The sequence below is a fragment of the Pseudomonas bubulae genome (assembly GCF_037023725.1).
GTDB lineage: Bacteria > Pseudomonadota > Gammaproteobacteria > Pseudomonadales > Pseudomonadaceae > Aquipseudomonas > Aquipseudomonas bubulae.
Genome location: NZ_CP146077.1, coordinates 3,512,953 through 3,537,163, shown reverse-complemented (window position 1 = coordinate 3,537,163; position 24,211 = coordinate 3,512,953). Strand labels below are relative to the sequence as shown.

Below are 24,211 nucleotides of genomic sequence, written 5' to 3'. Positions count from 1 at the left end.
TTATGGCTTCCCTGTGGTGGGGTGCATCACTTCGAACGGCACATCAAACAGCGTGCTGCCGAATTGAACATTGTCGACGTTTTTTCCGCTGACACTGATGGCCGTCAGGTGTGAGATCGGCAGGTACACGGCCTGATCGTGCAGGGTGGTGAGGATCTCGCGGTAATCGTCAGCGCGCTTGCCCGCGTCGGTTTCGCCCAGTACTTCGGCGATTTTCCGGTCGATGGCCGCCTTCATCGGCAGGCCGAGCTGGGCCATGTAGTCGGCGTGTCCGGCGTAGCGCATGGAGCTGACAAACGAGTGCGGGTCATAGGGAGCGCCCCAGGTATCGGCGAAGATCATGCCGAACTTGCCCTCGCGCTGGCGCTGCACCAGGGCACCGTCTTCTTCGGCGCGCAACTTGACGTCGATGCCGACCTTGGCCAGTTCGCCCTGAATGATTTCGGCGAGGTTTTTTTGCAGGGCACTGGGGCCCAGAAACACCAGTTCGATACTTAGCGGCTGGCCGTTTTTTTCACGAATGCGTTTGCCTTCAGGGACTTTCCAGCCTGCCGCTTCCAGGTTTTTTTTGGCCTGCTCGGGGTCGTAGGGCAGTGCCTTGAGGCCCAGGTCGGCATACGGCATGTTGCTGGCGAACAGCGCATCGGCCCGCGGCTCCTGGCCATGCAGCACCTTGGCAATGATAGTGTCCTTGTCCACGGCCTGATTGATCGCCTGGCGCACGGCCAGTTCATTGGTCGGAGCCAGGCCGGTATTCATTGCCACGGTACGGGTGGCCAGCGGTGCGGAAATGGCCGTCTTGAAGCCCGAATCGCGCAGGCGCACAAAGGTACCGGGGGAGATTTCGCCGTCGGCACCCTGAATCAGGTCGATTTCACCGGTTTGCAGGGCAATGGCGCGGCTGTCCGGGTCGGAGATGACTTTCACCAGTACCGAACCATAGCCCGGTTTGGGCCCCCAGTAGTGCGGGTTGCGCTCGAAGCGGTCGAACTCGCCACGGCGGGTTTGCGTCAGTACCCAGGGCCCGGTGCCCACCGGCACGCCGGGCTTTGCCTCGGGGGCGGCAAAGCGCAACGGGCGAACCTGCGCCAGTTCCATCAGGGTCGGGTAGTAGGGGTGTTTAAGCACCAGCACCAGGGTGTGCTCGTCCGGTGCTTCGACACGCTCCAGGGTGGAGACCAGCTCCATCCACTGATGACGCTTGCTGTTGGCGAGCACCGCGTCGAGGTTGGCCTTGGCTGCGGCTGCGTTGAACGAACTGCCGTCACTGAAGGTCACACCGTCGCGCAGGGTGAAGGTGTAGGTCTTGCCATCTGCTGACACCGTCCATGACGTGGCCAGCCAGGGTTCCAGAGTGCCTTGGGCGGTATAGCGCACCAGCGGTTCATAGACCATGGCCTGGGCATACATCTGGTTCGGCGAATAGCCGCGAGGGTCCAGCGCCCCGGCATTGGTTGGCCACGAGTAGGTCAGTGTGGGGGTCGCATCGCCCGCCCATGCAGTCGACAAGCCTGCGCTCAGGCAGGCTCCAATCATCCATAAGGTCAGCTGTTTTTTAGTCCATGACTGCTTCACACTGCGTCTCCCTCAGTTGATGGCCAGTGGCCTGATCAGATGCTGGGTATGAAGTCTATGTCAAAAGTTCATAACTGCGAGGCCGATTAGATGCAGAGGGTCACTATTTCGCTGGACGATGCTTTATTGGCCGAAATTGATGAGCGCGTTGGCACCCACGGCTACCAGGGGCGCTCCGAGGCCATTCGCGATCTGTTGCGCGCCGGCCTGCTGGAACCGGAGCAGGGCGACCCGCAAAGTGCCTGCGTGGCAACCTTGAGTTACGTCTATGACCACGCCACCCGGGAGCTGTCCAAGCGTCTGAACACGGCCTTTCACGAGCACCATGACCTGACCCTGTCGACGCTGCATGTGCATCTGGACCAGGGCAAGTGCATGGAAGTCTCGGTGCTCAAGGGCACGGTCGGCGAGGTGGCGCAGCTGACGCGCCAGGTGATGGCCGAGCGCGGAGTGCGCCATGGCAGCGCACAGATTATTCCATTGGGAGATCTCGAGTAGCGCTGGGTCAGTGCTTGAGTGTCCAGCGGGCGCAAAGAATGCGCCTTAGAAATCCCAGCGGGTATTGACCATTACATTGCGCGGGTCACCGTAATACGCCGTGTTGTAGAAGCCGATATTGGTGTAGTACTGCTTGTCGAACAGGTTGTTGACGTTGAGTGTGGTGGACAGGTGCTCGCTGACCTGGTACTTGGCCATTGCATCGACCAGCCAGTAAGCGTCCTGGCTGAAGTCCTGGTACTGGTCCTTGGCGCGGTTGTAGATGTTCTGCCAGCTGCGGTTCTGCCAGCGCGCGCCGCCACCGATGGTCAAGCGGTCCAGCGGCCCCTTGAATTTATAGGTGGTGTAGAGGCTCAACTGGTCTTCGGGCTCCCAGGTCGAGATTTTTTCGTCGTCGCTGCCGCGAATGACCTTGTGAGTAAAACCGGCCTGGGCCTGCCAGCCCGGTGCCAGTTCGCCGGACATCTCGGCTTCGAAGCCCTTGGCCTTGGCCTTGGTGCCGACTGATGCATAGAGGATCGACGGGTTGGTCGGATCGGCGTTGTACTCGGCGTCCGGTTCGGCGCGGTTGCTTTCATGTACCTCGAAATAGGCCAGGCTGGTGTTCAACCTGCCGCCATAAAACTCGCCCTTGATTCCCACTTCGTAGTTTTTGCCTTCATCGGGCTCAAGCACTTTGTTGTTGCGATCGCGGTTGTAGGTTTGCGGCATGAAAATGTCGGTATAGCTGGCATACGCGGTGAAGTTGTCGTTCAGGTCGTAGGTAACACCCACGTAAGGCACGAGGCGGCCGGTCTCGGTGGTGTGGTAATCCCCGGTCAGCCAGTAGTTGGCCAGCCGTGTGCCCAACAGCAGGTTAAGGTCGTCGGTCAGGTTGAAGCGTGCGCTGATGTAGCCTGCGGTCTGGCGTGTGGTGGTGTCGTTGTATTGGGTCGGTGCGCCCCAGTCCGGCTCGGTGGTCTTGCCGTCGAAGTTCCAGAAATCAATGACGTTGGCGCTGAGGAAGGTCGGGTTGCCGTAGTCCTTGCCTTGCCAGTGGGCGCTGGAGGCCGATGCGCCGATCACCAGTTCATGCTCGCGGCCAGCCAGGCTGAAGGGGCCGCTGAAGTAGGCATCGGCGGCGTCGGTGCGGGTGTTCCCGGTGAATTTGTTGGCATAGATCGACGACAGGCCGGTGGCCGGGAAGGGGCCGCTCATGACCGAACCCAGCGGCGCATCGTAGCTGTTGACCTGATGGGTCAATTGGCCCTTGCCGACCCAGCCGTTGGCGAAGCTGTGCTCCAGGGTCGCGAACACGCTCTGGGTGGTCTGCTCCCAACGGCTCCAGTTGGCGCCGTTGTTGTACGAGCGCTTGACGTCGATACGCTCGCCGTTGCGGTCGAACAGCGGGCGGCTGCCCGACCAGCCCGAGGCGTGGGGGTCGTTGTTCTGGTAATCAAAGCCCAGGGTCAGGAGGGTGTCATCGCTGAGGTCGGCTTCGAGGGTGCCGAAATAGACCCCGGTCTTGCGCTCATAGCGGTCCATGAACGAGTGCTTGTCCTGGTAGGCCGCCACGGCACGGCCGCGAATGTTGCCGCTGTCGGTCAGCGGGCCGCTGACGTCAACCTGGGTGCGGTAGTTATCCCAACTGCCGGCACCGACATCGATGCTGGCCTTGAATTCGCGGGTCGGTTTTTTGCGGATCAGGTTGATCGTCGCCCCCGGGGCTCCGGCACCGGTCAAGAGGCCCGTGGCGCCCTTGAGGATTTCCACGCGGTCGTAGATGGCCATGTCACTCAGGGTCTGGCCCGAGGAGTACGCCGAGTTGCGCAGGGTGGGAATGCCGTCGTACTGGAAGTTCTCCACCGAGAAACCGCGGGCATAGTAGTTGGTGCGCTCGCTGTCGAAGGTCGAGACGGTGATGCCAGGGGTATGGCGCATCACCTCGTCGATGGAGTTGAGGCCGAAATCATCCATATGCTGGCGGGTAATCACGGTGATCGACTGCGGCGTTTGCCGTGGCGTCAGTACCATGCGTGTGGCCGTGGCGATGGTGCCGGGGGTATACGAGCCGCTGCCTTCGGTGATGGTCCCAAGCTGGTTGGAGGTGACCTGGGTGGCCTGCAATTGCAGTTCACCGTTGCCTTGCGCTGATCTGGCAACAACCCGGTAACCGTCGCCGTCAGTGACCGCCTGCAGGCCCAGCGGGGCGAGCAGCCGTTGCAGGCCTTCGTCGACGGCAAAGTTGCCGCTCAAGCCACTGCTGCGCATACCGGTTGTCAGGCTCGAATCCACCGCGATCATCACCCCGGACTGTTGGCCAAAACTGCCCAGCACCGCGTCCAGGCTGCCCGGCGCAATGCTGTAGGCATGCTCGCTGCCTGAGGCTGCGAATGCGCCTTGGCTGGCCGTGGCAATGGATAAACCGAATACAAAGGTGCGCAAGGCACCGGCGAGGGGGGTAAGTCGGCTGTGCATAAAGACTGTCCATGTGTGAAAAGGGTCGGCGTTGCGCTGTTAATCAGCGTCTTCCCTGAACTTGATGCACCAGATAAGAAAAACTGCCGGCGGTATTGAAAATAATTATTTTCAGGCCGCGACCACGTTGGCCCAGTAGCCAAACACTCGCTGCACGCGGATTGGCAGCACCCGCGTGAGCAGGTCGAGGCTGGCATCGGGGCGGTCGATGGAGAACGATCCTGACACCCGCAATGCCGCGACTTGCGGGTCGCAGCGCACCACGCCACGGCGGTAGAGGTTGAGCTGGGCAATCACCTGGCCCAGTGGCATGCGTTCGGCGATCAGCAGGCCGTTGACCCAGGCATCGGCACCGACCGTGACCGGGCGCGGTGTGCTGTCTGTCTGGCTGTCGAACGTTACCTGCTGGCCGGCATCCAGACTCAAGCTGTCGCCCCGTGCCAGCTTGATCGATGCACTGCCACTCAGCACCTGGACCTGGGTGCCTGCCTGCCACGGCAGGTTGTGGCTGATCACCAGGCGTGAGCGGGGCGCGGGCAGCACCTGGCCATTGGCGGTGCTGAGCCTGATATCGCCAGCGCTGACCAGCACGCGGCCCAGGCTCAGGAACAGTTCCGTGCCAGCGGCGGTGGTGCGGGTATCGAGGGCGGTGTGGGTGTCGAGGGTCAGGTCGACACCCTCTGCCAGAGTTAACTGGCGCCGCTCGCCGGTGGCGGTGCGATAGTCACTGAACAGCTCTGGCAGCAGCACCCGTTCCCGCACCCCATAGCCGGTAGCCAGCATCACGCCCAGGCCGGCAAAGCCCTTGAGCAGCGTGCGTCTGCCCGGGGCATTGCGCGAGCGCAGCAACGTCCGGGCACCAGCGGCAGGCAGCATGCGGGTGCTGTCGCGAATGTCGGTATTAAGCCCGGTGAGGCGCTGCCAGGCCAGTTCATGTTGCGCGGATTGCGCGCGCCAATGCTGGCAGGCCAGAAGCTCGGCCTCGGTGCTGACGCCCGATTGCACGGTGACCATCCACTGCAAGGCTTGCTCGACCACATCCTGGTCGAGGCGCTGGGTGTTGGCGGGCTCGAACAGACTCACCCGGTGTAGACCGCGCTGTAGCAGTGTCGGTAAGCCTTGAGCATGGCTTTTTGCACCACGTTGACGGTCAGGCCCATGCGTTCGGCGATCTGCGGGTAGGTCAGGCCGTCCAGTTGCGACAGTAAAAAAATCTCCCGCACTTTTGCGCCCAGGCCATCGAGCACCTGGCCGACGGCGTCCAGTGCCTCCAACACCAGCAGGCGAGATTCCGGGGAGGGCACAAGCTGCGGCTCCAGGAGCGCCAGGGACTCCATATAGGCCCGCTCCAGCGCCTGACGACGGAAGTATTGGCCGCACAGACGGCTGGCAATGGTGGTGAGATAGGCCCGGGGTTCGCGCAGCGGCGCGGGTGTGTCGGTACGCAGCATGCGCACAAACGTGTCCTGGGCCAGATCCAGAGCCTGCTCCTGATTGCCCAGCTTGCGGCGCAGCAACTGCACCACCCAGCCGTGATGCTGAACATAGAGTTCACCCACGGCACGGCGTGAGGAAGGGGAGGACGTGAGCATCGATTGCAATCCCGGAGCAGACACTGACAAGGATCGCAATGATAGCGCTTCTCATTAGCGTATGCTCGGGAATGTTTCGCGCTGTGTCAGATGTGGGAGCGAGCCTGCTCGCGAAGTCGTTCTCGAGCAGGCTCGCTCCCACACTAGGGCTTGACCTGCAACAGAGTCTCTACAAGCTCTACGCAGGCCCTACTTCTCGACCAGGACCTTCGGGTTGGAGTTGCCCCACACCGTATACAGGTCGGCCAGCAATGCACCGTTGATGTCTTCAACTTCCGCCTGGCTGATTTCGGCCTTGCCCTGTTGCCCGAACAACACCACTTCGTCGCCGCTTTTGACATCCGGCGCGTCTGTAACGTCGACCATGAGGGTATTCATCGAGACCTTGCCCACCACCGGCACGCGATGGCCGTTGATCAGCACGATACCCTTGTTGGTAAAGGCACGGCGGTAACCGTCGGAGTAACCCACGGTGACATTGGCCAGTTTCGAGTCGCGGCCCAGCGTCCAGGTGCGGTCATAGCCCACGGTGTTGCCCTTGGGGTAGCTGTTGACCGAAGCGACATGGGACTTGAATTGCATCACGCGCTTGTAGTCGGTGTGCGACGGCACCGTGTCGCCGAACAACGCACCGCCCGGGCGAACCATGTCCAGATGCGATTCCGGCACTTCCAGGGTGGCGAACGAGTTGGCCGCATGCAGGGTGATTTTGCTGCGATCGAGTTCTGCAACATTGATCAGCCATTGTGCCTGCTCGTTGAACGCCTTGAGCCCTGCACGCACGTCGTCGGCGTCTTCTACCGCGAAGTGGGTCATGATCGCGCGCACTTCCAGGTTCGGCACCTTGGTGATGGCGACCGCGTCGCGGCGGCCCTCGGCGGTGGTCATTTCCACGCCGTTGCGGCTCATGCCGCTGGAGTTCAGGCCCAGGTGCACCACCAGCGGACGGCCGTGTTTTTCGGCAATCAGGCTGGCCTTGACGGCGAAATCAAGGTTGCCTACCAACTCTTCCATATTGTACGGCAGCGCCGCTTCCAGCTCGCTGAGTGCTGCCGTACGCACACGGATCAGTTGGCCCTTGAAGCCGCTTTCACGTACCACGCGAGCCTCTTCATTGCTCGCCACGCCAACGCAAGGCACACCGGTAGCGATGATTGAAGGCATCAGCAGGCCGATGCCGTGGCCGTAGGCATCGGCCTTGAGCACGGCGCAGATTTTCGATTTGTCGCCCACAGTCGCTTGCAACACGCCAATGTTGTGGACGAACGCGGCTCTGTTGATCTCGACCCAGGCGTTGCTGTCCTGTGTATTGACCTGGGCAACGCCATCGACCATCGACAGCGGCGGGGCGGCGAAGGCCGGGTTGTGCATTAAAGCCATGCCCAAAGACAGGGCAAGAAGGGTACGGGTGAAGGGCATTTGCTGAGTTTCCATACGTTATTTTTTTTGCGGCAGGGTGACGCGCGGCAATACTAGGATTGGCTTGCAGGAAAAGTCACTCCCCGGGCCGCGTATCTGTCTGAAAGTGTCGTGGTGCCAAAGGGCACCTATCGCCGCCACGCCAGCAACACCACACCCACGGTAATCAGGCTGATCCCCGCCCATTGGCGAATATCGAGCTTTTCACCCAGCAGCGTCACGCCCAGCACGGCCACGATCACCACGCTGAGTTTGTCCACCGGCGCCACCAGTGACGCCTGGCCCAGTTGCAGGGCTCGGTAATAGCAGATCCACGAGGCCCCGGTGGCCAGCCCCGAGAGCACCAGAAACACATAGCTGCGCGCCGAAATCGAGCCCAGCGACTGATACTGGCCGGTTGCGTAGAGGATCAGTGCCAGGCTCACCAGCACGACGACGGTACGCAGTAAGGTGGCGAAATCGGAGTTGATGCCGGTAATGCCAATTTTGCCGAAAATCGCCGTCATGGCAGCGAACACCGCCGAAAGTAATGCCCAGAATGTCCAGCTTGAATAGAAAGTCGAGCCCATGGGTTTGCCTGAGTGATCGCTGAAGGTGCTTTCAAGCATATGTCATGCAGGGGCGTTGAGGCTGTAACCCGGTGCAGGGCTTGTGTACTATCGGCACTGGCCGATGCTGCCCGCCGCTCGCTCCCCATGGGAAGGTGAAAGCATGATTATCTGCCTTTTCCCCTCTCTCTTGACGGTCGAGGTTTGGCAACGCGAGCACCAAAAGCCTTCGCCCCCGGGAGCACTGATGCTGTCAATCGAGCAAGCCAAACAGATGGCCAAGAGCCTGCGAACCTCGCTGCAGGCGCGCAATCTGGAAGTCACCCATGCCATCGCCCTTGAACTGGTTGCCAGGCAACTGGGTTACAAGGACTGGAATACGGCCAGCGCACGGCTGCCTGTGCAGAGTGCTGCGCCGGCAATTAGCTTCGACAGGCCGATTCCGATATTGCGGATGTTTGATGAGGCCAAGGCCCGAGAGTTCTATCTGGATTTCCTGGGTTTCAGCGTTGAGTTCGAGCACCGCTTCGAAGCAGGTTTGCCGCTCTATCTGGGCATCAGCCGCAGCGGCTTGCAACTGCATCTTTCCGAGCATCATGGCGATGCCAGCCCCGGCTCCACGGTATTCGTACCCATGGACAATATCGAGTTGCTGCACGACGAGCTAATGGCCAAGCGCTACGGTTATGGCCGCCCGCAGATTGTCCAGCAGGGCTGGGGACGGGTGCTGGAGGTTCATGACCCGTTTGGCAACCGCATCCGTTTTTGCCAGGACTGACGGATCTTCAGCCCCGTGAGCGCTCATAAGCCGCTGTCATGATCTGCCAGGTTTGTGCATCCGCCGGGATCAGATGCTCGATACGCATTGAGGTTACGGTGATATCGAGCGGCATGCCGAATGTGGTGAAGGTGGACATGAAGTTCAGCTCGCCATGGGCGCAGGCAATGCGGGTCAAGACCAGTGGCGGCAGTTCCCGGGGCAGGGCCGCGAGGGTGTCCGGGGCGCTGAGGGTTTGCATAAGACTGGCCAGTACGGGGTTGGACAGGGCCTCGCGTGTCGCCCGTTGCCAGGCCAGGGTTCTTATTTCTTCGGGGTTGATCAGGTAATCACCCAGGCCGCCGGGTTGCAGCAGTGTCGTCAGCAGGTTCAAGTCCCGGGCCGCGTCTGCGGGCAGTCCGACCAGGCTGAACAGGGCTGCGGTGCTGGCGTTGGCATCCAGCACCTGCCAGTGGCTGCCCAACACAATCGCCGGGGCGGGGTTGTTGGCGTGCAACACATGGCTGATGGCCTCACGTACGGCCTCCATGGCCGGCGAAGAGAGCGGCGTTGTCTCGTAGCGCGGCGCATAACCCGAGGCCAGAAACAGGCTGTTGCACTGCTCCAGCGGTACCTCGAGGGCCATCAGCAGGTTATGCAAGGTGCCGGGGCCGGGTTTGGCGCGCCCGGTTTCGATGCAGCTCAAATGGCGTTGGGAAATACCCTTGATCAAGGCCAGCTCCAGCTGGCTCATACCGGCCTGACGGCGCAGCAGACGCAGCTGCGGGCCAGCGGTTGTCGGGGTGTTGATGCGGGGAAAGGTCAGGTTGTTCATCCATAAACTCTGGCAGGGGCAAAAGGCTGAGTCCATGACCTGTGAGGTCATTGCCGGTGGGGGAAAAGTATCACTAACTGGAGCCTTGTCCACTTCGTCGATTCGGAAATGCTAATGAAAAAATCCTGTCTCGCCCTTGCCGCGTTGCTCGGGTTCTCTGCTTACACAATCTTCACGATGTTGACCGCCCACCAGTCCCTTGCAGCTTTCGGACTGGAACTGATGGCCAGCCCGGACACGGCTCAAGTGGTGATCGACCTGTACCTGATGGCGGCGCTGGCTTGCGTGTGGATGTACCGCGATGCACGCGGTAAAGGCCGCTCGCTGGCCAGTGTGCTGCCGTACCTGCTGCTGACCGCGGTCTTCGTCGCCATCGGCCCGCTGCTGTATATCGTGGTCGAGGGGTTCGTACGCAACCCGGGCACAAATAGCCGGGCCTGTCTGAAAACGCCGCGCCAACCCTGACATTGCGACACCTTTCACACCTGCGCACTGTTGTGCATTAGATTCAGCCCCGCATAATGCGGGCATAAAAACAGTGTGGCGTAGCGCAGAAGGGGTGGTGTGTTGTCGAGCAGTGATAAAAGCGTGGTCGAGCTGAACTGGGCCGAGGTAGGGGATGGTTTCAAGCAGCTGTTGCCCATTTCCATGTTTGTGGTGGTGTTCGGTGTGGCCTTCGGTCTGGCTGCCGCGCAGACCGGTCTGGACAACAGCGCCAGTTTGTTGATGAGCGCTTTGGTATTCGCCGGGGCCTCGCAGTTTGGTGCCCTTGATCTCTGGGGGGCGCAGGTCCCGGTTGTGCCCCTGATCGTCACGGTGTTTGCCATCAATGCCCGCCATCTGCTGATGGGTGCGACCTTGTATCCCTGGCTGCGCGAGCTGCCTGCGGCCAAGCGCTACGGAGTGATGATGGTGATCTCGGATGCCAACTGGGCAATGTCGATGCAGGCATTCAACAGCGGCAAATCGGGCATCGGCCTGATCCTGGGCGGTGGCATAGCCCTGTGGGCGGCCTGGGTGCTGGGCAGTTGGCTGGGCGTGTACTTCGGCAGCGCAATTGAAGACCCGGTCAGCCTGGGCCTGGACATGGTGATGGGCTGTTTTCTGCTGGCGATGGTAATCGGCGGGCAAAAAAACCTGCGCATGCTGATTATCTGGTGCGTGGCGGGCGCCTCGTCGCTGTTGGCGTACCGCTACTTGCCTGAAAACAGCCATGTGGTGGTCGGCGCATTGGCGGGCGGGGTGTTGGGTGCGGTGTGGATGGAGAAGAAAAAATGAGCATCGATACCGCCGGTTACGGCACCTTCATCATTGTTCTGATTATGGCTGTGGTCACGTTGATTACGCGTTTGGGGGGCGTTTTCGTGATGTCCTTCGTGCCCATCAACTACCGGGTGCAGCAATTTATCAGCGCCATGTCGGGCTCGGTGCTGGTCGCCTTGCTCGCGCCCCTGGCCCTCAACGGCGATAACGGCGCACGGCTGGCCTTGCTGACCACCGCAGCAGTGATGCTGCTGCTCAAGAAGCCGCTGCCGGCGATTGCCGCAGGGGTGATCGCGGCTGCGGTGTTCAGGCATCTGTAAATGACCAGGTTGAAGAAGTCGAGGCGCGCGTCGACTTCTTCAACAACAGCCACTGTTCAAATTGAGCGCTGATTGACCCGCTGGCTCAGTTCTTGCGCCGACTCCTTGCGTTCGGAATACCGGTCAACCAGGTCCGGGCGATCGCGCAGCAATACGGTGAACTTCACCAGTTCCTCCATGACATCGACCACGCGGTCATACAGCGCAGACGGTTTCATGCGGTTGTGCTGGTCAAACTCCAGATAGGCCTTGGGCACCGAAGATTGGTTGGGGATGGTGAACATGCGCATCCAGCGACCCAGCACGCGTAACTGGTTGACCACATTAAATGACTGGGAGCCGCCGCACACCTGCATCACCGCGAGGGTTTTGCCCTGAGTCGGGCGTACCGCGCCCAATGCCAGAGGCACCCAGTCGATTTGCGCCTTGAACACAGCTGACATCGCGCCATGCCGTTCCGGCGAGCACCACACTTGCCCTTCAGACCACTGCATCAGTTCCAGCAGTTCCTGGACTTTGGGGTGATCATTCGGGGCGTCATCGGGCAGCGGCAGGCCCGAGGGGTTGAAGATCCGAGTCTGGGCGCCAAAGTGTTCGAGCAATCTGGCCGCTTCCTCTACCAGCAGGCGGCTGAACGAGCGTTCCCGCGTCGAACCGTATAACAACAGGATGCGTGGTTTGTGCGGGCTAGCGGGTTGCACGGTTTTGGCAGAAATCAATGTGGTGTCGAGATTGGGCAGTGTGTCGCTCATGGTGGCTCCGGTTACAGGGTGCTGATACGGTCGAGTTCGCGTTTAAGTGCCGCGGGCTCAAGCCGGGTAAAGGGCAGGGCGAAAAAGGCCCGGCAGCGCGTTTCGATATGCGCCAGGGTGGCGTGGAACGCGGCGGTTACGGTCGCCTCGTCACCCTTGACCTCTGAAGGGTCTGCCAACCCCCAGTGGGCTTTGATGGCCGGGCCGAAATACACCGGGCACGCCTCAGCGGCGGCCTTGTCGCAGACGGTGATGACAAGATCCGGCGGGTTGTCTTCGTAGGCGTCATTGCCCTTGCTGCTCAGGCCGTCTATGCCGATACCGGCTTCTTGCAGGGTGAGCAGGCTGCGGGGCAACACCTGCCCCCGGGGAAAGCTGCCCGCACTGATGGCCTGGAACCCTGGTGGCGCCAGATGGTTGAACATGGCTTCGGACAGAATGCTGCGACAGCTATTGGCGGTACACATAAACAGAACACGCATGGTAGTTGCTCTTTGCGGTGGTATTAAAGGCTCAGGCGCAAAGCCAGGGCAGACAGGGTGACAAGCAGAATCGGCAGGGTCAGGATCAGCCCCACCTTGAAGTAGTAACCCCAGGTGATGCGAATGCCCTTGCGTGCCAGCACATGCAACCACAGAAGGGTGGCCAGACTGCCGATGGGGGTGATTTTCGGGCCCAGGTCGGAGCCGATGACATTGGCGTAGATCATCGCTTCGCGGATCACCCCGCTGGCATCACTGGCCTGGATTGACAGCGCGCCGAGCAAGACCCCGGGCATATTGTTCATCACCGAAGACAGCAGTGCGGCGAGCACCCCGGTGCCCAGGGTGGCGGCCCAAAGGCCGGACTCGGCCAACTGATTGAGAACCAGCGTCAGGTGGTGGGTCAGCCCGGCATTTTTCAGCCCGTACACCACCAGGTACATGCCCAGTGAGAACGTCACCACCTGCCAGGGAGCTTCGCGCAACACCCGTCGCGTTGAAATGACGTGGCTGCGCGCAGCCACAGCGAATAGCAGGGCGGCGCACACTGCAGCAATCGCGCTGACTGGAATGCCCAGTGGTTCCAGTGCAAACAGGCCTGTGAGCAGCAAGACCAGAACCCCCCAGCCGACAGCAAACGTCAACGGGTCGCGTATGGCCTTTCGTGGTTCGGGCAGCTCATCATGACAATAGTGGCGTGGAATATCGCGGCGGAAAAACCCGTACAACACCAGCAGCGTGGCGGCGACTGCAACGCAGTTGACCGGTACCATGACCGCGGCATAGGCGCTGAAACCCAGGCCGAAGTAGTCGGCCGAGACAATATTGACCAGGTTCGACACCACCAGCGGCAGGCTGGCAGTATCGGCAATAAAGCCTGCGGCCATGACAAACGCCAGGGTTGAGGCGGCAGAAAAGCGCAAGGCGAGCAGTATCGAGATCACGATGGGGGTCAGGATCAGTGCCGCGCCGTCATTGGCAAACAGTGCCGATACACCGGCCCCCAGCAGCACGGTAAACACAAACAGGCGGCGGCCATCACCCTTGGCCCAGCGGGCCACATGCAGGGCCGCCCACTGAAAGAAACCTGCTTCGTCGAGCAACAGGCTGATGATGATCACGGCGATAAAAGTGGCCGTGGCATTCCATACAATGGCCCACACTTGGGCAATATCGTGCAGTGATACCGCCCCCGCAAGCAGTGCCACAACCGCACCCAGTGAGGCACTCCAGCCCACCCCCAGGCCTTTGGGCTGCCAGATGACCAGAACCAGAGTGACCAAAAAAATTGCGAAGGCGATAAGCATCGGACGTCTCAGCAGCAGGCAATGGTGTTGAGCGGGCGCTCGCCCATGGCAGAGAGCCGGGCACTGTCGTGCGCAAGCCACTCGGTGTTGGCCAGCAGGGTGGTTTCAAGAACGCTGCGCACCCAGTCCGGCAGTTGCGGGTTGAGGCGGTAATACACCCACTGCCCCTGGCGGCGGTCGAGCAGCAACCCGCAGCCTCGAAGCTGGGCCAGATGGCGGGAAACTTTCGGTTGGCTTTCATCCAGGGCACAGACCAGTTCGCATACACAGAGCTCGCCCTCACGGGCGATCAGCAAGGTGGCCCTGGCGCGGGTTTCATCGGACAGGCATTTGAACAGTGCGGCGGGACTGAGCATGGTGACTCTCTGTCTATACATATGGAAATACGAATATACGGATATCCATATGCAATAGCAACCTTGATCCCCCGCAAGACGTGCTCGGTAAAGGTGGGAGCCGGGCTTGCCGGCGGTATCGCGAGCAAGCCCGCTCCCTCAGGGGCGGCGTGTGCCGGTGCTTTACCCGGGCCTGCTCACCGCGCATCATGTGCCGCCCCCCACACTGGCGGGCATCCGTGGTGAAAAGGAACAGCAGTTGAACGAACACACATTGTCCATGCGTCTGGAGCGCGTGGCAGCCCATATGCCGGCCGGTGCGCGGCTGGCCGATATCGGCTCGGACCACGGCTACCTGCCGGTGGCGTTGCTGCGTCGGGGGGCCATTGCCGCCGCCGTGGCGGGCGAGGTGGCCCTGACGCCCTTTCAGGCGGCCCGGCGTACCGTGCGCGAAAACGGCTTCGAGCAACGCATTAGCGTGCGCCATGCCAGTGGCCTGGCAGCGATCAGGCCGCAGGACGAGATTACGGCGATCAGCATCTGCGGCATGGGCGGCGAGACCATCCGCGATATTCTTGCAAGTGGCAAGGCACACCTGAGCGGACGGGAGCGCCTGATCCTGCAACCCAACGGCGGCGAGCAGCCTTTACGGCAATGGCTGATGGAAAACCACTACCACATCCTTTGCGAAGAACTGCTGCGGGAAAACCGTTTCTACTACGAAATCATCGTCGCCGAACGCATCGGGCCGGTGAGCTATACCGCCGAGCAATTGTACTTTGGCCCCTTCCAGATGCAGGCGCGCAGCCCGCTGTTTCTGGGTAAGTGGCAACGTATGCTGGGTGAAAAACGCAAGGTTCTGAGCAATCTTGCCCTGGCGCGCCAGGCCGTGCCCGAAGCCCGGGTGGAGGAAATTGCCCGACAGGTCAGATGGATCAGCGAACTGCTGGCTTGAGTCTCGACTCATGCGGCGCAGCCATGCCAGCAAGTTTACTTGAAGGGGTTCGCTGAGCCTGTTCAGGGTTGAGTGTTGCCATCGAGCATGGCAATAAAGTGCTGTATCAGCGGTGACGGGTTATGGGCATGCCAGTTCATGTACAGGCCGATGGTCGGGTTGGCAGCGCCTGTCAGCGGCCGGATCGGACGGAACGCTACCTTGTCGCGCAGCGTCGAGCCGGCGAGGGATTGCGGCACCAGGGCCACGCCAAAACCGCAACTTACCAGGCCGATCAGGGTATGCAGCTGTGCGGCCTCCTGTACCACCCTGGGGTAGAACCCGGCGTTTTCGCACAGGCCGATCAACTGGCCGTGATAGCCGCTGCCCAGGGCTTGTGGAGTAAAGACAAAGTCTTCGTCAGCAAAATCGCGCAGCTCGATGGGCCCTGACTGCGCCTTGGGATGATCCAGGGGCAGGGCCATGACAATGGCCTCGTCGAGCAACAGGCGCGATTCGATGTCGGCTGCGATGAAGGGCAGTTTGCGCATAAAGGCGATATCGGTCTCGGCAGCCAGCAGCGCCTCGGCCTGGCTGGAGGAAGGCATTTCCTTGATCACCAGCTGGACCTGGGGAAAGGTTTGGCGAAACTGCCTGAGGCTGTTGAGCAACGGCTCGTAGTACGCGATAGACACCGCGCTGACAGTGAGCACACCGGCTACCCCTTGCGCCACCTGGCGGGCGTACTCCACCCCCTGTTCCAGTTCCTTGAGTGTGCGACAGGCCGCCTGCAAAAAGGCCTGGCCTGCGGGCGTCAGCTTGACCTCGCGCCTGCTGCGGGTGAACAGGGCTAACCCCAGCTTGTCTTCCAGTCGGCTGATCGCCTGGCTCAGGGGTGGCTGGGCCATGTGCAGGCGCACGGCGGCCTTGTGGAAATGCAGTTCCTCAGCCACCGCGATGAACTGACGGAGCAGTCGGGTTTCGATCATGTGCAGTGTTCCTTCCTTTGAACGGGGTTATCTGCGAACACCGCCGCTCTCACAGAGGGGCTGATAGGCAGCGGGTATCAACGGGCCTGTTGAACGGTATTAAACAACGCGCCTTTTGATTGTTACGGTGAAGTATCAATCAAGAGGGCATCCTTATGGACTTTAACGGCAAAACCGCAATTGTAACGGGTGCTGGCCGGGGCCTGGGCTTGAGTTATGCCAGGGAGCTGGCACGGCTGGGCGCCCATGTGCTGATCAGTGATATTGGCGCAGACAGGCAAGGCGCAGCAGCAGATGCATCCGTTGCCCATGACGCCGCGCAAGCGCTGGCAGCCCAGGGCTACAGTGTGATCGGTCATCACGGTGAGTTGGTCAGCGAGACGGGTTGCCGGCAGTTGGTCGAAACGGCCGTCGAAGCGTTCGGGCGGCTGGATATTGTGATCCACAACGCGGGCTGGGTCGGTTACCAGGCTATTGAAGAAGCGCAGCCTGAGTTTGTCGAGCGCGCGCTGGGGATCAATGTGTATAGCCCGATCTGGCTGTGCAAACATGCCTGGCCGCACTTGCGCCAATCATCGGCGGCGCGGGTGGTGCTGACCTCTTCGGACCGGGCCATGTACCAGCCCTATGCCCAGCCGGGCCTGACCGCCTACGCCGCCGGCAAGATGGCACAATTGGGCATCATGAATGCCCTGAGCAGGGAGGGTGCCGCCGATGGCATCCTGGTAAACGCAGTAGCGCCGGTGGCCAAGACCCGGATGTGGGGCGTTAACGGCGAACCGGACAACCTCAAGCCCCAGTGGGTGACCCCCGGTGTGATCTTTCTGGCCTCGGATCAGTGCCAGGACAGCGGCTATATTCTGCGGGCCAGCAATGGTCAGTTCACGGCAACGCGGTTTGTCGAGAATCCCGGGGTGGACTACCCCCTGGATCTGGCCCGAATCAGGGCCGACAGCGCCGAGCAGGTCGCCCGCCTGTGGGAGCAGATCAAGGAATGCTGATGCTGGGGTCGGTCTTGTTAATTGTGCTTACCACTTAAGTAGGGGGCGCTGCGGCCATTGCGTGAAAAAGCCCTGTGCAAGTTGATATGCAGCGCTTTTTATAACCTGAGCATTAGTCCTTAAGTCGAGTCGCGGCAGCCTTATAGAGAGTATTAATACCAAGGAGTGAGTTGTGGGTTCGAGCCCGTGGCGTTGTCATGTTCCCCAGGATGGAAACTCCCTCTGATGCGAGTGCTGGGAGCTTTCGAACTCAGGCATGACAGATTCAAGGGAGCTGATTATGAACACCCAACTCTGGTTGAAAACAAGCACGGCCCTGTTGTTGGTCATGAGCGCCAGCCTGGCGGGCTGCCACAGTGGTGGTGGCGGGCATCACAGCAGTGACAGCGCAAGCACGCCGACGCCGCCGACCAATCCGACCACGCCAACTGATCCCACTACACCGACAGATCCGACAGATCCGACAGATCCGACTGATCCAACCAATCCAACCAATCCGCCTAACCCGGCAGTTACCCCGCCTCTGGTCACGGGACAGGTCGCCGGTGAAGTCGGCACCGGACTGGGCGGTGTCGGCACCCTGGTCAGCGGCGTGGGCACCACCCTGACCACCGTTCCTGTGGTCGGCGCAGCAGGCGGGTTGGTGGTCAACACCGGTAATGCCGTGACTTCCATTACCGATGGCGTGACCAATGGCCTGGGCTCGCTGGGCACTGACAAAAACTCGCTGGGCATTACCGTGGCAGGTGTTACCAATGGCGTCAGCGATGTGGGTAAAGGCGTTTCGTCTCTCGGCACAGGTGTCAGCGCTCTGGTCGACAACACACCGATCAGTCAGGTCCCGCTGGTAGGCGGCGTAGTGGGCAAGGTCACCGGCACCGCGGGCGGGCTGGTGGACAAGGTCGGCACCACCGTCACCATGCTTGGCAACACACTGACCACCAATGTGACCAGCGGGCAATTGGGCAAGGCTACCGGTGGTTTGAATGACAAGGTCGTGGTCCCCGTGATCTCAATGGTGGAAAACGTCACAGGCAAGGTAGGCACCACCACCGGGTTGGGGCAGCCGGTGGACGGGTTGTTGACGAAGGTTGGCGGCGTGGTCGGCGGGCTGGGTGACAAGGTAGTCGATACCGGCAAGAACCCGCTCACCAATGTGGTGGGCGATGTGCTAGGCGGTGTGGGTGGGGCACTGGATAAATCCGGCGGTTACCTGAACCCGACGACAACCACCGGCACCGGCACAAGCACAACTACCGGCGGGCTGGGCGGTTTGCTGGGCGGGCTGGGCACGGCCACAGGTTCAACCGGTACTCAGACAAACACCGGCGGCACAGGTGGTTTACTGGGTGGCAGCACTGGCTTGCTTGGCAGCCTGGGCGGCACGACCGGTACCCAGACAAACACCGGCACCTCGGGTGGCGCAAGTGCTTCCGGCGGGCTGGGTGGTCTGCTTGGCGGCCTGCTAAACAAAAACTGACTGGCCGCGCGCGGACGCTGTTGTACGGTTCGGTCTGTACCCCTGAAGTTCAGGTGCAGACCGGGCTGTTTTTCGTTCACCCTTGGCTGGTTTTATTGGCAATTGCGTTCTCTGCCAGCGCTGGGCATCATCCAATGTCCGCACTCAAGGAAGCGTCCCATGGTCACTGCGACACTGCATCTGATGTGCGGCAAGATCGCATCAGGCAAATCAACCCTGGCCAGAACGCTTGCGGTGGAGCACAGCGCGATATTGCTGAGCGAAGATAAATGGCTCTCATCGCTTTATCCCGGTGCGATCAATTCGGTAACCGATTACGCAGCCTACAGCCTGAGGATTCGCGGTGTGCTGGGGCCTCTGGTGATCGACCTGCTGGAGTCCGGTGTGGATGTGGTGCTGGATTTTCCTGCCAATACCATTGCCGGCCGTGAATGGTTGCTCGGCCTGGCAGAAACCGCGCGTGTGCCGCACTGCCTGCATTATCTCGCTGTGGACGACGACACCTGCCGTGCGCGCCTGCATGTACGCAACCAGCTTGCCGAGCATGACTTTGCCGCATCGGATGCCGAGTTTGATCTGATCACCACCTACTTTCGTTCCCCGGATGCAGACGAGGGGCTGGTGATTGTTACTTACCCCCGGCCTCTTGCATGATCCAGTGCATAAATGCCCTGACCGCATCCCGTTGCATTGCCTCCACCCGCGTTACGGCGTAGTAGGCAAAGCGCGCCGGCCAGGGCTTGTCCATGACTTGTACCAGGCGGCCTGCAGCGATTTCTTCGGTTGCGTACTCCTGGGGCACCAAGGCCAGCCCCTGGCCTGCTTCGGCTGCGCGGATCAATAAAAAATCGTCCTCAAAAGCAGTCCCGCGCTCGGCGCGCGGGTCTTTGCCCACGCCATGGGCGCTGAGCCACAACAGCCAGTCGGCACGGTCAGCGTCATGCAGCAGGGGGAAGTCGAGGCAGTCCTGCGGCTGTGCCGGCCCCGGGTTGCCAGCCAGCAGGGCGGGGCTGGCGACGGGGATCAGTACAGGTGCCATCAAACGGGTCACGTGCAGGCCGGGATAGACCCCAAGCCCATGGCGCAAGGCAATATCGACACGCCCGCGGTGCATGTCCACCAGCGCGGAAGTGGCCTCCACCCGCACCTCGATATCCGGGTGCAGGCGGTTGAATCGTCCCAGGCGCGGCACCAGCCATGAGGCGGCAAAGGTTGCCACCGTACTGATCGTCAGGGTCTGGCGCGCAGTGCTTTGTTGCAGTGACAGCATGGCCTGCTCGATTTGCCCGAAGGCCTCAAGCAGGGCCGGGTGAACACCGGCGCCGGCCTCTGTAAGCCGCAAGCCGCTGCGTTCGCGGGTAAACAGCGGCATGCCGACCCGGTCTTCCAGCAGACGGATCTGCTGGCTGACGGCACCTGAGGTGACATTCAGCGTTTGCGCGGCCGCCTTGATGCTGCCTTGCTGGCCTACTTCGACAAATGCTCGCAAGGCGAGAAGGGGCAGTGAAGCTGCCATAGGCTTTAGTTTTCCTGAATCTGGTGTGCAGAAATGATCGTTTCCGCTGACACACAGCGAAAGCGATGATGTTCCGAGTTTAGAGATGCTGTGCAAGTTCAGTAAAACTATATCTAACCGGACGCCCTGCATGAACCCCATGATCACGTTGTATACCGACAGCTCGCCCAATGGTTTCAAGATCACCATTGCCCTGGAGGAGCTCGGTTTAACCTACCACCTGCGGCACGTAAACATTGACCAGGGCGAGAACCGCAGCCCGGCGTTTTTGCGCCTCAACCCGCACGGGCGTATCCCGGTGCTGGTCGACGAAAGCAACGGCATCACGCTGTTTGAATCGGCAGCCATCCTCCTGTATCTGGCTGATATCAGTGGTCAGCTCTTGCCTGTAGAACCCGCCAAACGCTGGGAAGCCATCCAGTGGCTGATGTTTCATGCTGCCAGCGTGGGGCCTGTGATGGGCCAGCGCGTTCACTTCGAGCTGTTTGCCGCAGACAAAATTCCCCAGGCCATTTCGCGCTATCGGCGCTTGATGGATGAAGCCTTTACCACCCTGGACAACCGCCTGGCCGAGCACCCCTATCTGGCCGGTGACGAGTACTCGATTGCCGATATTGCCCAGTTTGGCTGGACCCATATTGCGCAAGTCATCGACTTCGATTTCAGCACCTATAAGCACCTGAGCGCCTGGTACCAGCGCATTGGCGCCAGACCTGCAGTGCAGCGCGGCATCGCTCTGCCTACTCGCGCCACCGGCGCTTGAATCAGGGGATCAATATGAACACTACAGATCAGATCACAGGCCAGTCGTCGCCCGCATTTGCCAGCCACCGCGGTTATCGGCGCATGTTCGCGGCCAATCAGCTGACCCTCGGGATTTTTCTGCCATTGCGCTTTTACAAGGGCGACATGGCGGTACTGGCCGGGCAGGCCGAGCGGGTTCGCGACATCGACCGATATGGTTTTGCCGCAGTCTGGGTGCGCGACGTACCGCTGTTCGATCCTGCCTTCGGTGATGCGGGGCAAGTATTCGATCCCTTTACCTACCTGGCGTTTCTGGCGGCTCACACCCGCTCAATTGCGCTGGCAACCGGCAGTGCAATCTTTTCGTTGCGCCATCCCATTGATCTGGCCAAGGCCAGCGCCACCATCGATCAGTTGTCGAACGGGCGCCTGGTCATGGGGATCGCCTCGGGAGACCGGGCCATTGAGTTTCCCGCCTATGGTCTGGAGCACGCCCGGCGGGGTGAGCGGTTTGCCCAGAGCGTGACGTATTTCCGCCAACTGATGCAGGCCCGTGCGCCGGTTATTGATTCGGCACTGGGGCACATGGCCGGAGCCGAATTTCTGCCCCGGCCCGTGGCGGGAGCCATCCCCCTGATGGTCACCGGTTCATCCCGTCAGTCACTGGCCTGGATTGGCGAGCATGCCGATGGCTGGCTGACCTTTCCCGAATCGACCCACGACCGCGCAGGGCCGCAACGCCTGGGCGAAAAGATCCGGGCCTGGCGCCAGTTGATCCCGGACGGCGGGTTCAGGCCGCACATGACCAATGAATGGCTCGACCTGGTTGATGACCCCGATTATCCCCGCACCTCTTTACAGGGCGGTTATGTGTTGCGCACCGGGCGCAATGGCCTGATTGATCTGCTGGGTGAATGGCAAGCAGCAGGGGTCAACCATGCGGCCCTGGGTATCCAGTTTTCGGCGCGGCCTGCGGCAGAGGTCATACAGGAGCTGGCAGAGCACGTGTTGCCGCATTTTCCTTCCCATCAGGGGCCGGGGCGTGTCGGGCCAGCATGGTGAAGGCACCTGTCAGGCCACTGCCTTGATCTCAACAACCGGGTCACTGCGCGTGCGTGACACACTCAGGCCCAGCAGCCCGCCGAGCACCAGCGCGGCGGCCATAAAGTACATTGCCGCCTGGGTGTTGCCGGTCAACTGCGTCAACCAGCCGACCACAATGGTGCTGAAAAATCCGGCGACATTGCCCAGGGAGTTGATCAGCGCGATCCCCGCAGCGGCGGCTGCACCGCCCACCACCGCGGTAGGCATGCCCCAGAACACCGGCAAGCTGCTGATCATAGCTGCTGTGCCGACGGTCAGGCCGATCATTGACAGCCACAGGCTGGCGCCGAACAGGGTGCCAAATACCACCCCGCCAGCGCCGATAAAGGCGCAGATTGCCAGGTGCCAGCGATACTCGCGAACACGGTCGCTGCTGCGTCCCACCAGCACCATGCTCACCGCGGCCACGGAATAGGGAATAGCACTCAACACGCCAATGGCCCAGGGTTCGGCGACACCGCTGTTGCGGATAATGGTCGGCATCCAGAAACTGATCACGTACTGGCCCAGCACCAGGCAAAAGTACACCGCCCCCAGCAGCCAGATTTTCGGGTTGAGCAGACCATCGCGTACGGAGTGGTGGGATTTGGCACGGGTTTCGCGATCCAGCGCCGCCTGCATGCCGCGTTTTTCTTCGGCGCTGAGCCAGCGGGCGTCGGCAATCCGGTCGCGCAGCAGAAAGAACACGGCGGCGCCCAGGGCCACCGCCGGCAAGCCTTCGATCACGAACAGCCATTGCCAGCCGGCGTACCCTGCCACGCCATCGAGGGTCTGCATGATCAAGCCGGAAATCAGCGAGCCCAGCATGCTGGAGATCGGCAGGGCGGCGATAAACAGTGAAATCATCACGCCCCGGCGATGGCTCGGAAACCAGGTGGTGAGATAGAAAATAATCCCCGGGAAAAAGCCTGCTTCGGCAATGCCGATCAAAAAGCGCAGCAGGTAGAAGCTCATGGGGGTTTCGACAAACATCATGGCCGCTGACAGCAGGCCCCAGGTCATCATGATCCGCGCGATCCAGCGCCGGGCGCCAAACCTGTGCAGGGCGATATTGCTGGGGATTTCGAACATCAGGTAGCCGACAAAAAACACCCCGGCACCGAGCCCGTACACCGCCTCGCTGAACTTGAGGTCATCAAGCATCTGCAGTTTGGCAAAGCCCACATTGACCCGGTCCAGGTAGGCGACCAGATAACAGACCATCAGCAACGGAATGACTCGCCAGGCGGTTTTGCGGTAGGCCGAATGCAGTGCATGGTCCGGCATGTCAGCAGGGGGTGGCGGTAGGGTGTTCATCTGGAGCCTCTTTTTTGTTGTTGTAGGGGCAGGTGTGCAATCACCGATCAGCGCGCACGGCCTCCCGGCCATTCGCCGCACGCGCACATGGCGTGCACGACTTCGCGGATCAACTCACTGATCAGGGTTTTAAGATGGCTGGCGGGCATCGAAGCGCAACTGCAGATACCCAGGGTTCGGGTCAAGCCGTCAGCGGCAATGCGGTGGGCCACCAGCCGACCGTCATCGATTTCACGCACGGCCAGGTTCAACGGCATGATGGTGTGACCGATACCGGCCTCGACCGCGCTTTTGAGGATATGCACGGAGTTGACCTCCATGACGATTTCGCCCACGGCCAGCCCGTGCTGTTTTACCGCGTGCTCGACCAGCGTGCGGGTGCAGTGACCGTGGGCCTGACTGGGAAATACCAGCGGCCGGGCCAGCGCCTGCGCCAGGCAAACTTCACCGGCAGCGGGGGCGTCGGCGGCATCGGCACGGTGGATCAGGTAAAAATCTTCTTCGATCAATGCGCTGAACAACACTTGCGGGGGCAGGTCGATGGCGCTGAACAGGGCCAGGTCAATGCGCCCGTGCAGTAACTGGTCCATGACGTTGCCGGTCAGCTCTTCGTTGAGATGGAATGCCACCTGCGGGTAACGGGCGGCCACGGCGCGCATCAGCGGCATGGCAAGGAGGGTGGCGACGCTTTGCGGCAGCGCCACGATAATCGAGCCACTGACCGAGTCGGGGCTGCTGCTGACGGCAGCCCGGGCATCGCTCAGATGCTTGAGCATGCCCTGGGCGTATTCGTAGAAGACCTTGCCGGCCTCGCTGGCGACTACGCCGTTGTGGCTGCGATGGAACAGCTGAACCCCCAGATCGTCCTCCAGCGCCGACATCTGCTTGCTCAAGGCCGATTGCGCCACATGCACCTGGCGGGCGGCTTTGGACAGGCTGCCGCAATCGATCACGGCGACAAAGTATTTGATCTGGCGGATTTCCATTGCGGTGCTTCCTGCAGGACT

At 61.1% G+C, this 24,211-nt stretch carries 26 protein-coding genes; 11 read left to right on the top strand and 15 right to left on the bottom strand.

The annotated features are described in order from the left end of the window. A complete protein-coding gene (nikA, locus tag V6L81_RS16120; RefSeq protein ID WP_338660147.1) occupies positions 1-1,575 on the bottom strand; it encodes a nickel ABC transporter substrate-binding protein in 1,575 nt (524 codons plus the stop codon). A gap of 90 nt (positions 1,576-1,665) precedes the next feature. Between nikA and nikR the strand changes: the two genes are divergently transcribed. Continuing rightward, positions 1,666-2,073 (top strand): nickel-responsive transcriptional regulator NikR, encoded by a 408-nt coding sequence (gene nikR, locus V6L81_RS16115; protein WP_095000090.1) that lies wholly within the window; start codon positions 1,666-1,668, stop codon positions 2,071-2,073. Positions 2,074-2,118: 45 nt separating this feature from the next. Here the strand turns inward: nikR and V6L81_RS16110 are convergent, their stop codons facing one another. From V6L81_RS16110 to V6L81_RS16090, 5 genes are all read right to left on the bottom strand, one after another. After that, complete coding sequence (locus tag V6L81_RS16110) at positions 2,119-4,530, bottom strand: TonB-dependent siderophore receptor (RefSeq protein ID WP_338660146.1); 2,412 nt, start codon at positions 4,528-4,530, stop codon at positions 2,119-2,121. Positions 4,531-4,641: 111 nt separating this feature from the next. Then, complete coding sequence (locus tag V6L81_RS16105; protein WP_095000092.1) at positions 4,642-5,613, bottom strand: DUF4880 domain-containing protein; 972 nt, start codon at positions 5,611-5,613, stop codon at positions 4,642-4,644. Then, on the bottom strand, positions 5,610-6,122 hold the full coding sequence (locus V6L81_RS16100) for a sigma-70 family RNA polymerase sigma factor (protein ID WP_095000093.1): 513 nt from the start codon (positions 6,120-6,122) through the stop codon (positions 5,610-5,612). The genes V6L81_RS16105 and V6L81_RS16100 overlap by 4 nt, the downstream gene beginning before the upstream one ends. 189 nt (positions 6,123-6,311) lie before the next feature. After that, the gene (gene alr, locus V6L81_RS16095; protein ID WP_095018494.1) at positions 6,312-7,541 is read right to left on the bottom strand and encodes an alanine racemase; all 1,230 of its coding nucleotides are present in this window, start codon (positions 7,539-7,541) and stop codon (positions 6,312-6,314) included. A gap of 128 nt (positions 7,542-7,669) precedes the next feature. Further along, positions 7,670-8,110: an EamA family transporter gene (locus tag V6L81_RS16090; RefSeq protein ID WP_095000612.1), complete on the bottom strand. Its 441-nt coding sequence runs from the start codon at positions 8,108-8,110 to the stop codon at positions 7,670-7,672. 226 nt (positions 8,111-8,336) lie between these two features. Here V6L81_RS16090 and V6L81_RS16085 point away from each other — a divergent pair, with 226 nt between their 5' ends. Further along, positions 8,337-8,867 carry a glyoxalase superfamily protein gene (locus V6L81_RS16085; protein WP_095000095.1) on the top strand — a complete coding sequence of 177 codons (531 nt, stop codon included), beginning with the start codon at positions 8,337-8,339 and terminating at the stop codon, positions 8,865-8,867. Positions 8,868-8,874: 7 nt separating this feature from the next. Here the strand turns inward: V6L81_RS16085 and V6L81_RS16080 are convergent, their stop codons facing one another. Continuing rightward, a complete protein-coding gene (locus tag V6L81_RS16080) occupies positions 8,875-9,681 on the bottom strand; it encodes a helix-turn-helix domain-containing protein (protein WP_338660145.1) in 807 nt (268 codons plus the stop codon). 114 nt (positions 9,682-9,795) lie between these two features. Here V6L81_RS16080 and V6L81_RS16075 point away from each other — a divergent pair, with 114 nt between their 5' ends. The 3 genes from V6L81_RS16075 to V6L81_RS16065 all read left to right on the top strand — a co-directional run bounded on the left by V6L81_RS16075 (position 9,796) and on the right by V6L81_RS16065 (position 11,264). Then, on the top strand, positions 9,796-10,146 hold the full coding sequence (locus tag V6L81_RS16075; RefSeq protein WP_095018497.1) for a DUF2834 domain-containing protein: 351 nt from the start codon (positions 9,796-9,798) through the stop codon (positions 10,144-10,146). A 102-nt stretch (positions 10,147-10,248) separates the two neighbouring features. Beyond that, positions 10,249-10,959, top strand: a complete 711-nt coding sequence (locus tag V6L81_RS16070; protein ID WP_095000613.1) for an AzlC family ABC transporter permease — start codon at positions 10,249-10,251, stop codon at positions 10,957-10,959. After that, entirely contained in the window at positions 10,956-11,264 is a 309-nt protein-coding gene (locus tag V6L81_RS16065) for an AzlD family protein (protein WP_095000098.1), read from the top strand. The genes V6L81_RS16070 and V6L81_RS16065 overlap by 4 nt, the downstream gene beginning before the upstream one ends. A gap of 56 nt (positions 11,265-11,320) precedes the next feature. On the opposite strand, the gene arsH is transcribed toward V6L81_RS16065, so the two are convergent. From arsH to V6L81_RS16045, 4 genes are read right to left on the bottom strand one after another with little or no spacing between them, the layout of a single operon-like run. After that, positions 11,321-12,016 carry an arsenical resistance protein ArsH gene (arsH, locus tag V6L81_RS16060; RefSeq protein ID WP_095000099.1) on the bottom strand — a complete coding sequence of 232 codons (696 nt, stop codon included), beginning with the start codon at positions 12,014-12,016 and terminating at the stop codon, positions 11,321-11,323. Between the two features lie 11 nt (positions 12,017-12,027). Beyond that, positions 12,028-12,498, bottom strand: coding sequence for an arsenate reductase ArsC (locus tag V6L81_RS16055; protein ID WP_153380111.1), 471 nt, complete (start codon positions 12,496-12,498; stop codon positions 12,028-12,030). Positions 12,499-12,521: 23 nt separating this feature from the next. Then, the gene (locus tag V6L81_RS16050; RefSeq protein WP_095018500.1) at positions 12,522-13,805 is read right to left on the bottom strand and encodes an arsenic transporter; all 1,284 of its coding nucleotides are present in this window, start codon (positions 13,803-13,805) and stop codon (positions 12,522-12,524) included. A gap of 8 nt (positions 13,806-13,813) precedes the next feature. Beyond that, positions 13,814-14,161: a metalloregulator ArsR/SmtB family transcription factor gene (locus tag V6L81_RS16045; protein ID WP_095018501.1), complete on the bottom strand. Its 348-nt coding sequence runs from the start codon at positions 14,159-14,161 to the stop codon at positions 13,814-13,816. Positions 14,162-14,399: 238 nt separating this feature from the next. Here V6L81_RS16045 and V6L81_RS16040 point away from each other — a divergent pair, with 238 nt between their 5' ends. Next, positions 14,400-15,095 (top strand): class I SAM-dependent methyltransferase, encoded by a 696-nt coding sequence (locus V6L81_RS16040; protein WP_095000614.1) that lies wholly within the window; start codon positions 14,400-14,402, stop codon positions 15,093-15,095. 62 nt (positions 15,096-15,157) lie between these two features. On the opposite strand, the gene V6L81_RS16035 is transcribed toward V6L81_RS16040, so the two are convergent. Further along, a complete protein-coding gene (locus V6L81_RS16035) occupies positions 15,158-16,063 on the bottom strand; it encodes a LysR family transcriptional regulator (RefSeq protein ID WP_095000103.1) in 906 nt (301 codons plus the stop codon). A gap of 155 nt (positions 16,064-16,218) precedes the next feature. Here V6L81_RS16035 and V6L81_RS16030 point away from each other — a divergent pair, with 155 nt between their 5' ends. The 3 genes from V6L81_RS16030 (at position 16,219) to V6L81_RS16020 (ending at position 19,198) form a co-directional block, all read left to right on the top strand. Then, complete coding sequence (locus tag V6L81_RS16030; protein ID WP_338660144.1) at positions 16,219-17,064, top strand: SDR family oxidoreductase; 846 nt, start codon at positions 16,219-16,221, stop codon at positions 17,062-17,064. A gap of 280 nt (positions 17,065-17,344) precedes the next feature. After that, positions 17,345-18,544, top strand: a complete 1,200-nt coding sequence (locus V6L81_RS16025; protein ID WP_338660143.1) for a collagen-like triple helix repeat-containing protein — start codon at positions 17,345-17,347, stop codon at positions 18,542-18,544. Between the two features lie 159 nt (positions 18,545-18,703). After that, positions 18,704-19,198 (top strand): ATP-binding protein, encoded by a 495-nt coding sequence (locus tag V6L81_RS16020; protein ID WP_095000106.1) that lies wholly within the window; start codon positions 18,704-18,706, stop codon positions 19,196-19,198. Here the strand turns inward: V6L81_RS16020 and V6L81_RS16015 are convergent. Continuing rightward, a complete protein-coding gene (locus V6L81_RS16015; protein ID WP_338660142.1) occupies positions 19,173-20,060 on the bottom strand; it encodes a LysR substrate-binding domain-containing protein in 888 nt (295 codons plus the stop codon). The two genes, V6L81_RS16020 and V6L81_RS16015, sit on opposite strands and share 26 nt — an antisense overlap. Before the next feature lie 139 nt (positions 20,061-20,199). Between V6L81_RS16015 and V6L81_RS16010 the strand changes: the two genes are divergently transcribed. Next, a complete protein-coding gene (locus tag V6L81_RS16010) occupies positions 20,200-20,823 on the top strand; it encodes a glutathione S-transferase family protein (RefSeq protein ID WP_338660695.1) in 624 nt (207 codons plus the stop codon). Positions 20,824-20,837: 14 nt separating this feature from the next. After that, positions 20,838-21,866: an LLM class oxidoreductase gene (locus tag V6L81_RS16005; protein WP_095032103.1), complete on the top strand. Its 1,029-nt coding sequence runs from the start codon at positions 20,838-20,840 to the stop codon at positions 21,864-21,866. Positions 21,867-21,875: 9 nt separating this feature from the next. Here the strand turns inward: V6L81_RS16005 and V6L81_RS16000 are convergent, their stop codons facing one another. Both V6L81_RS16000 and V6L81_RS15995 read right to left on the bottom strand, forming a co-directional pair. Further along, entirely contained in the window at positions 21,876-23,204 is a 1,329-nt protein-coding gene (locus V6L81_RS16000) for an MFS transporter (RefSeq protein ID WP_095023344.1), read from the bottom strand. A gap of 47 nt (positions 23,205-23,251) precedes the next feature. Further along, positions 23,252-24,190: a LysR family transcriptional regulator gene (locus tag V6L81_RS15995; RefSeq protein ID WP_095000111.1), complete on the bottom strand. Its 939-nt coding sequence runs from the start codon at positions 24,188-24,190 to the stop codon at positions 23,252-23,254. Between the last annotated feature and the right edge of the window lie 21 nt (positions 24,191-24,211).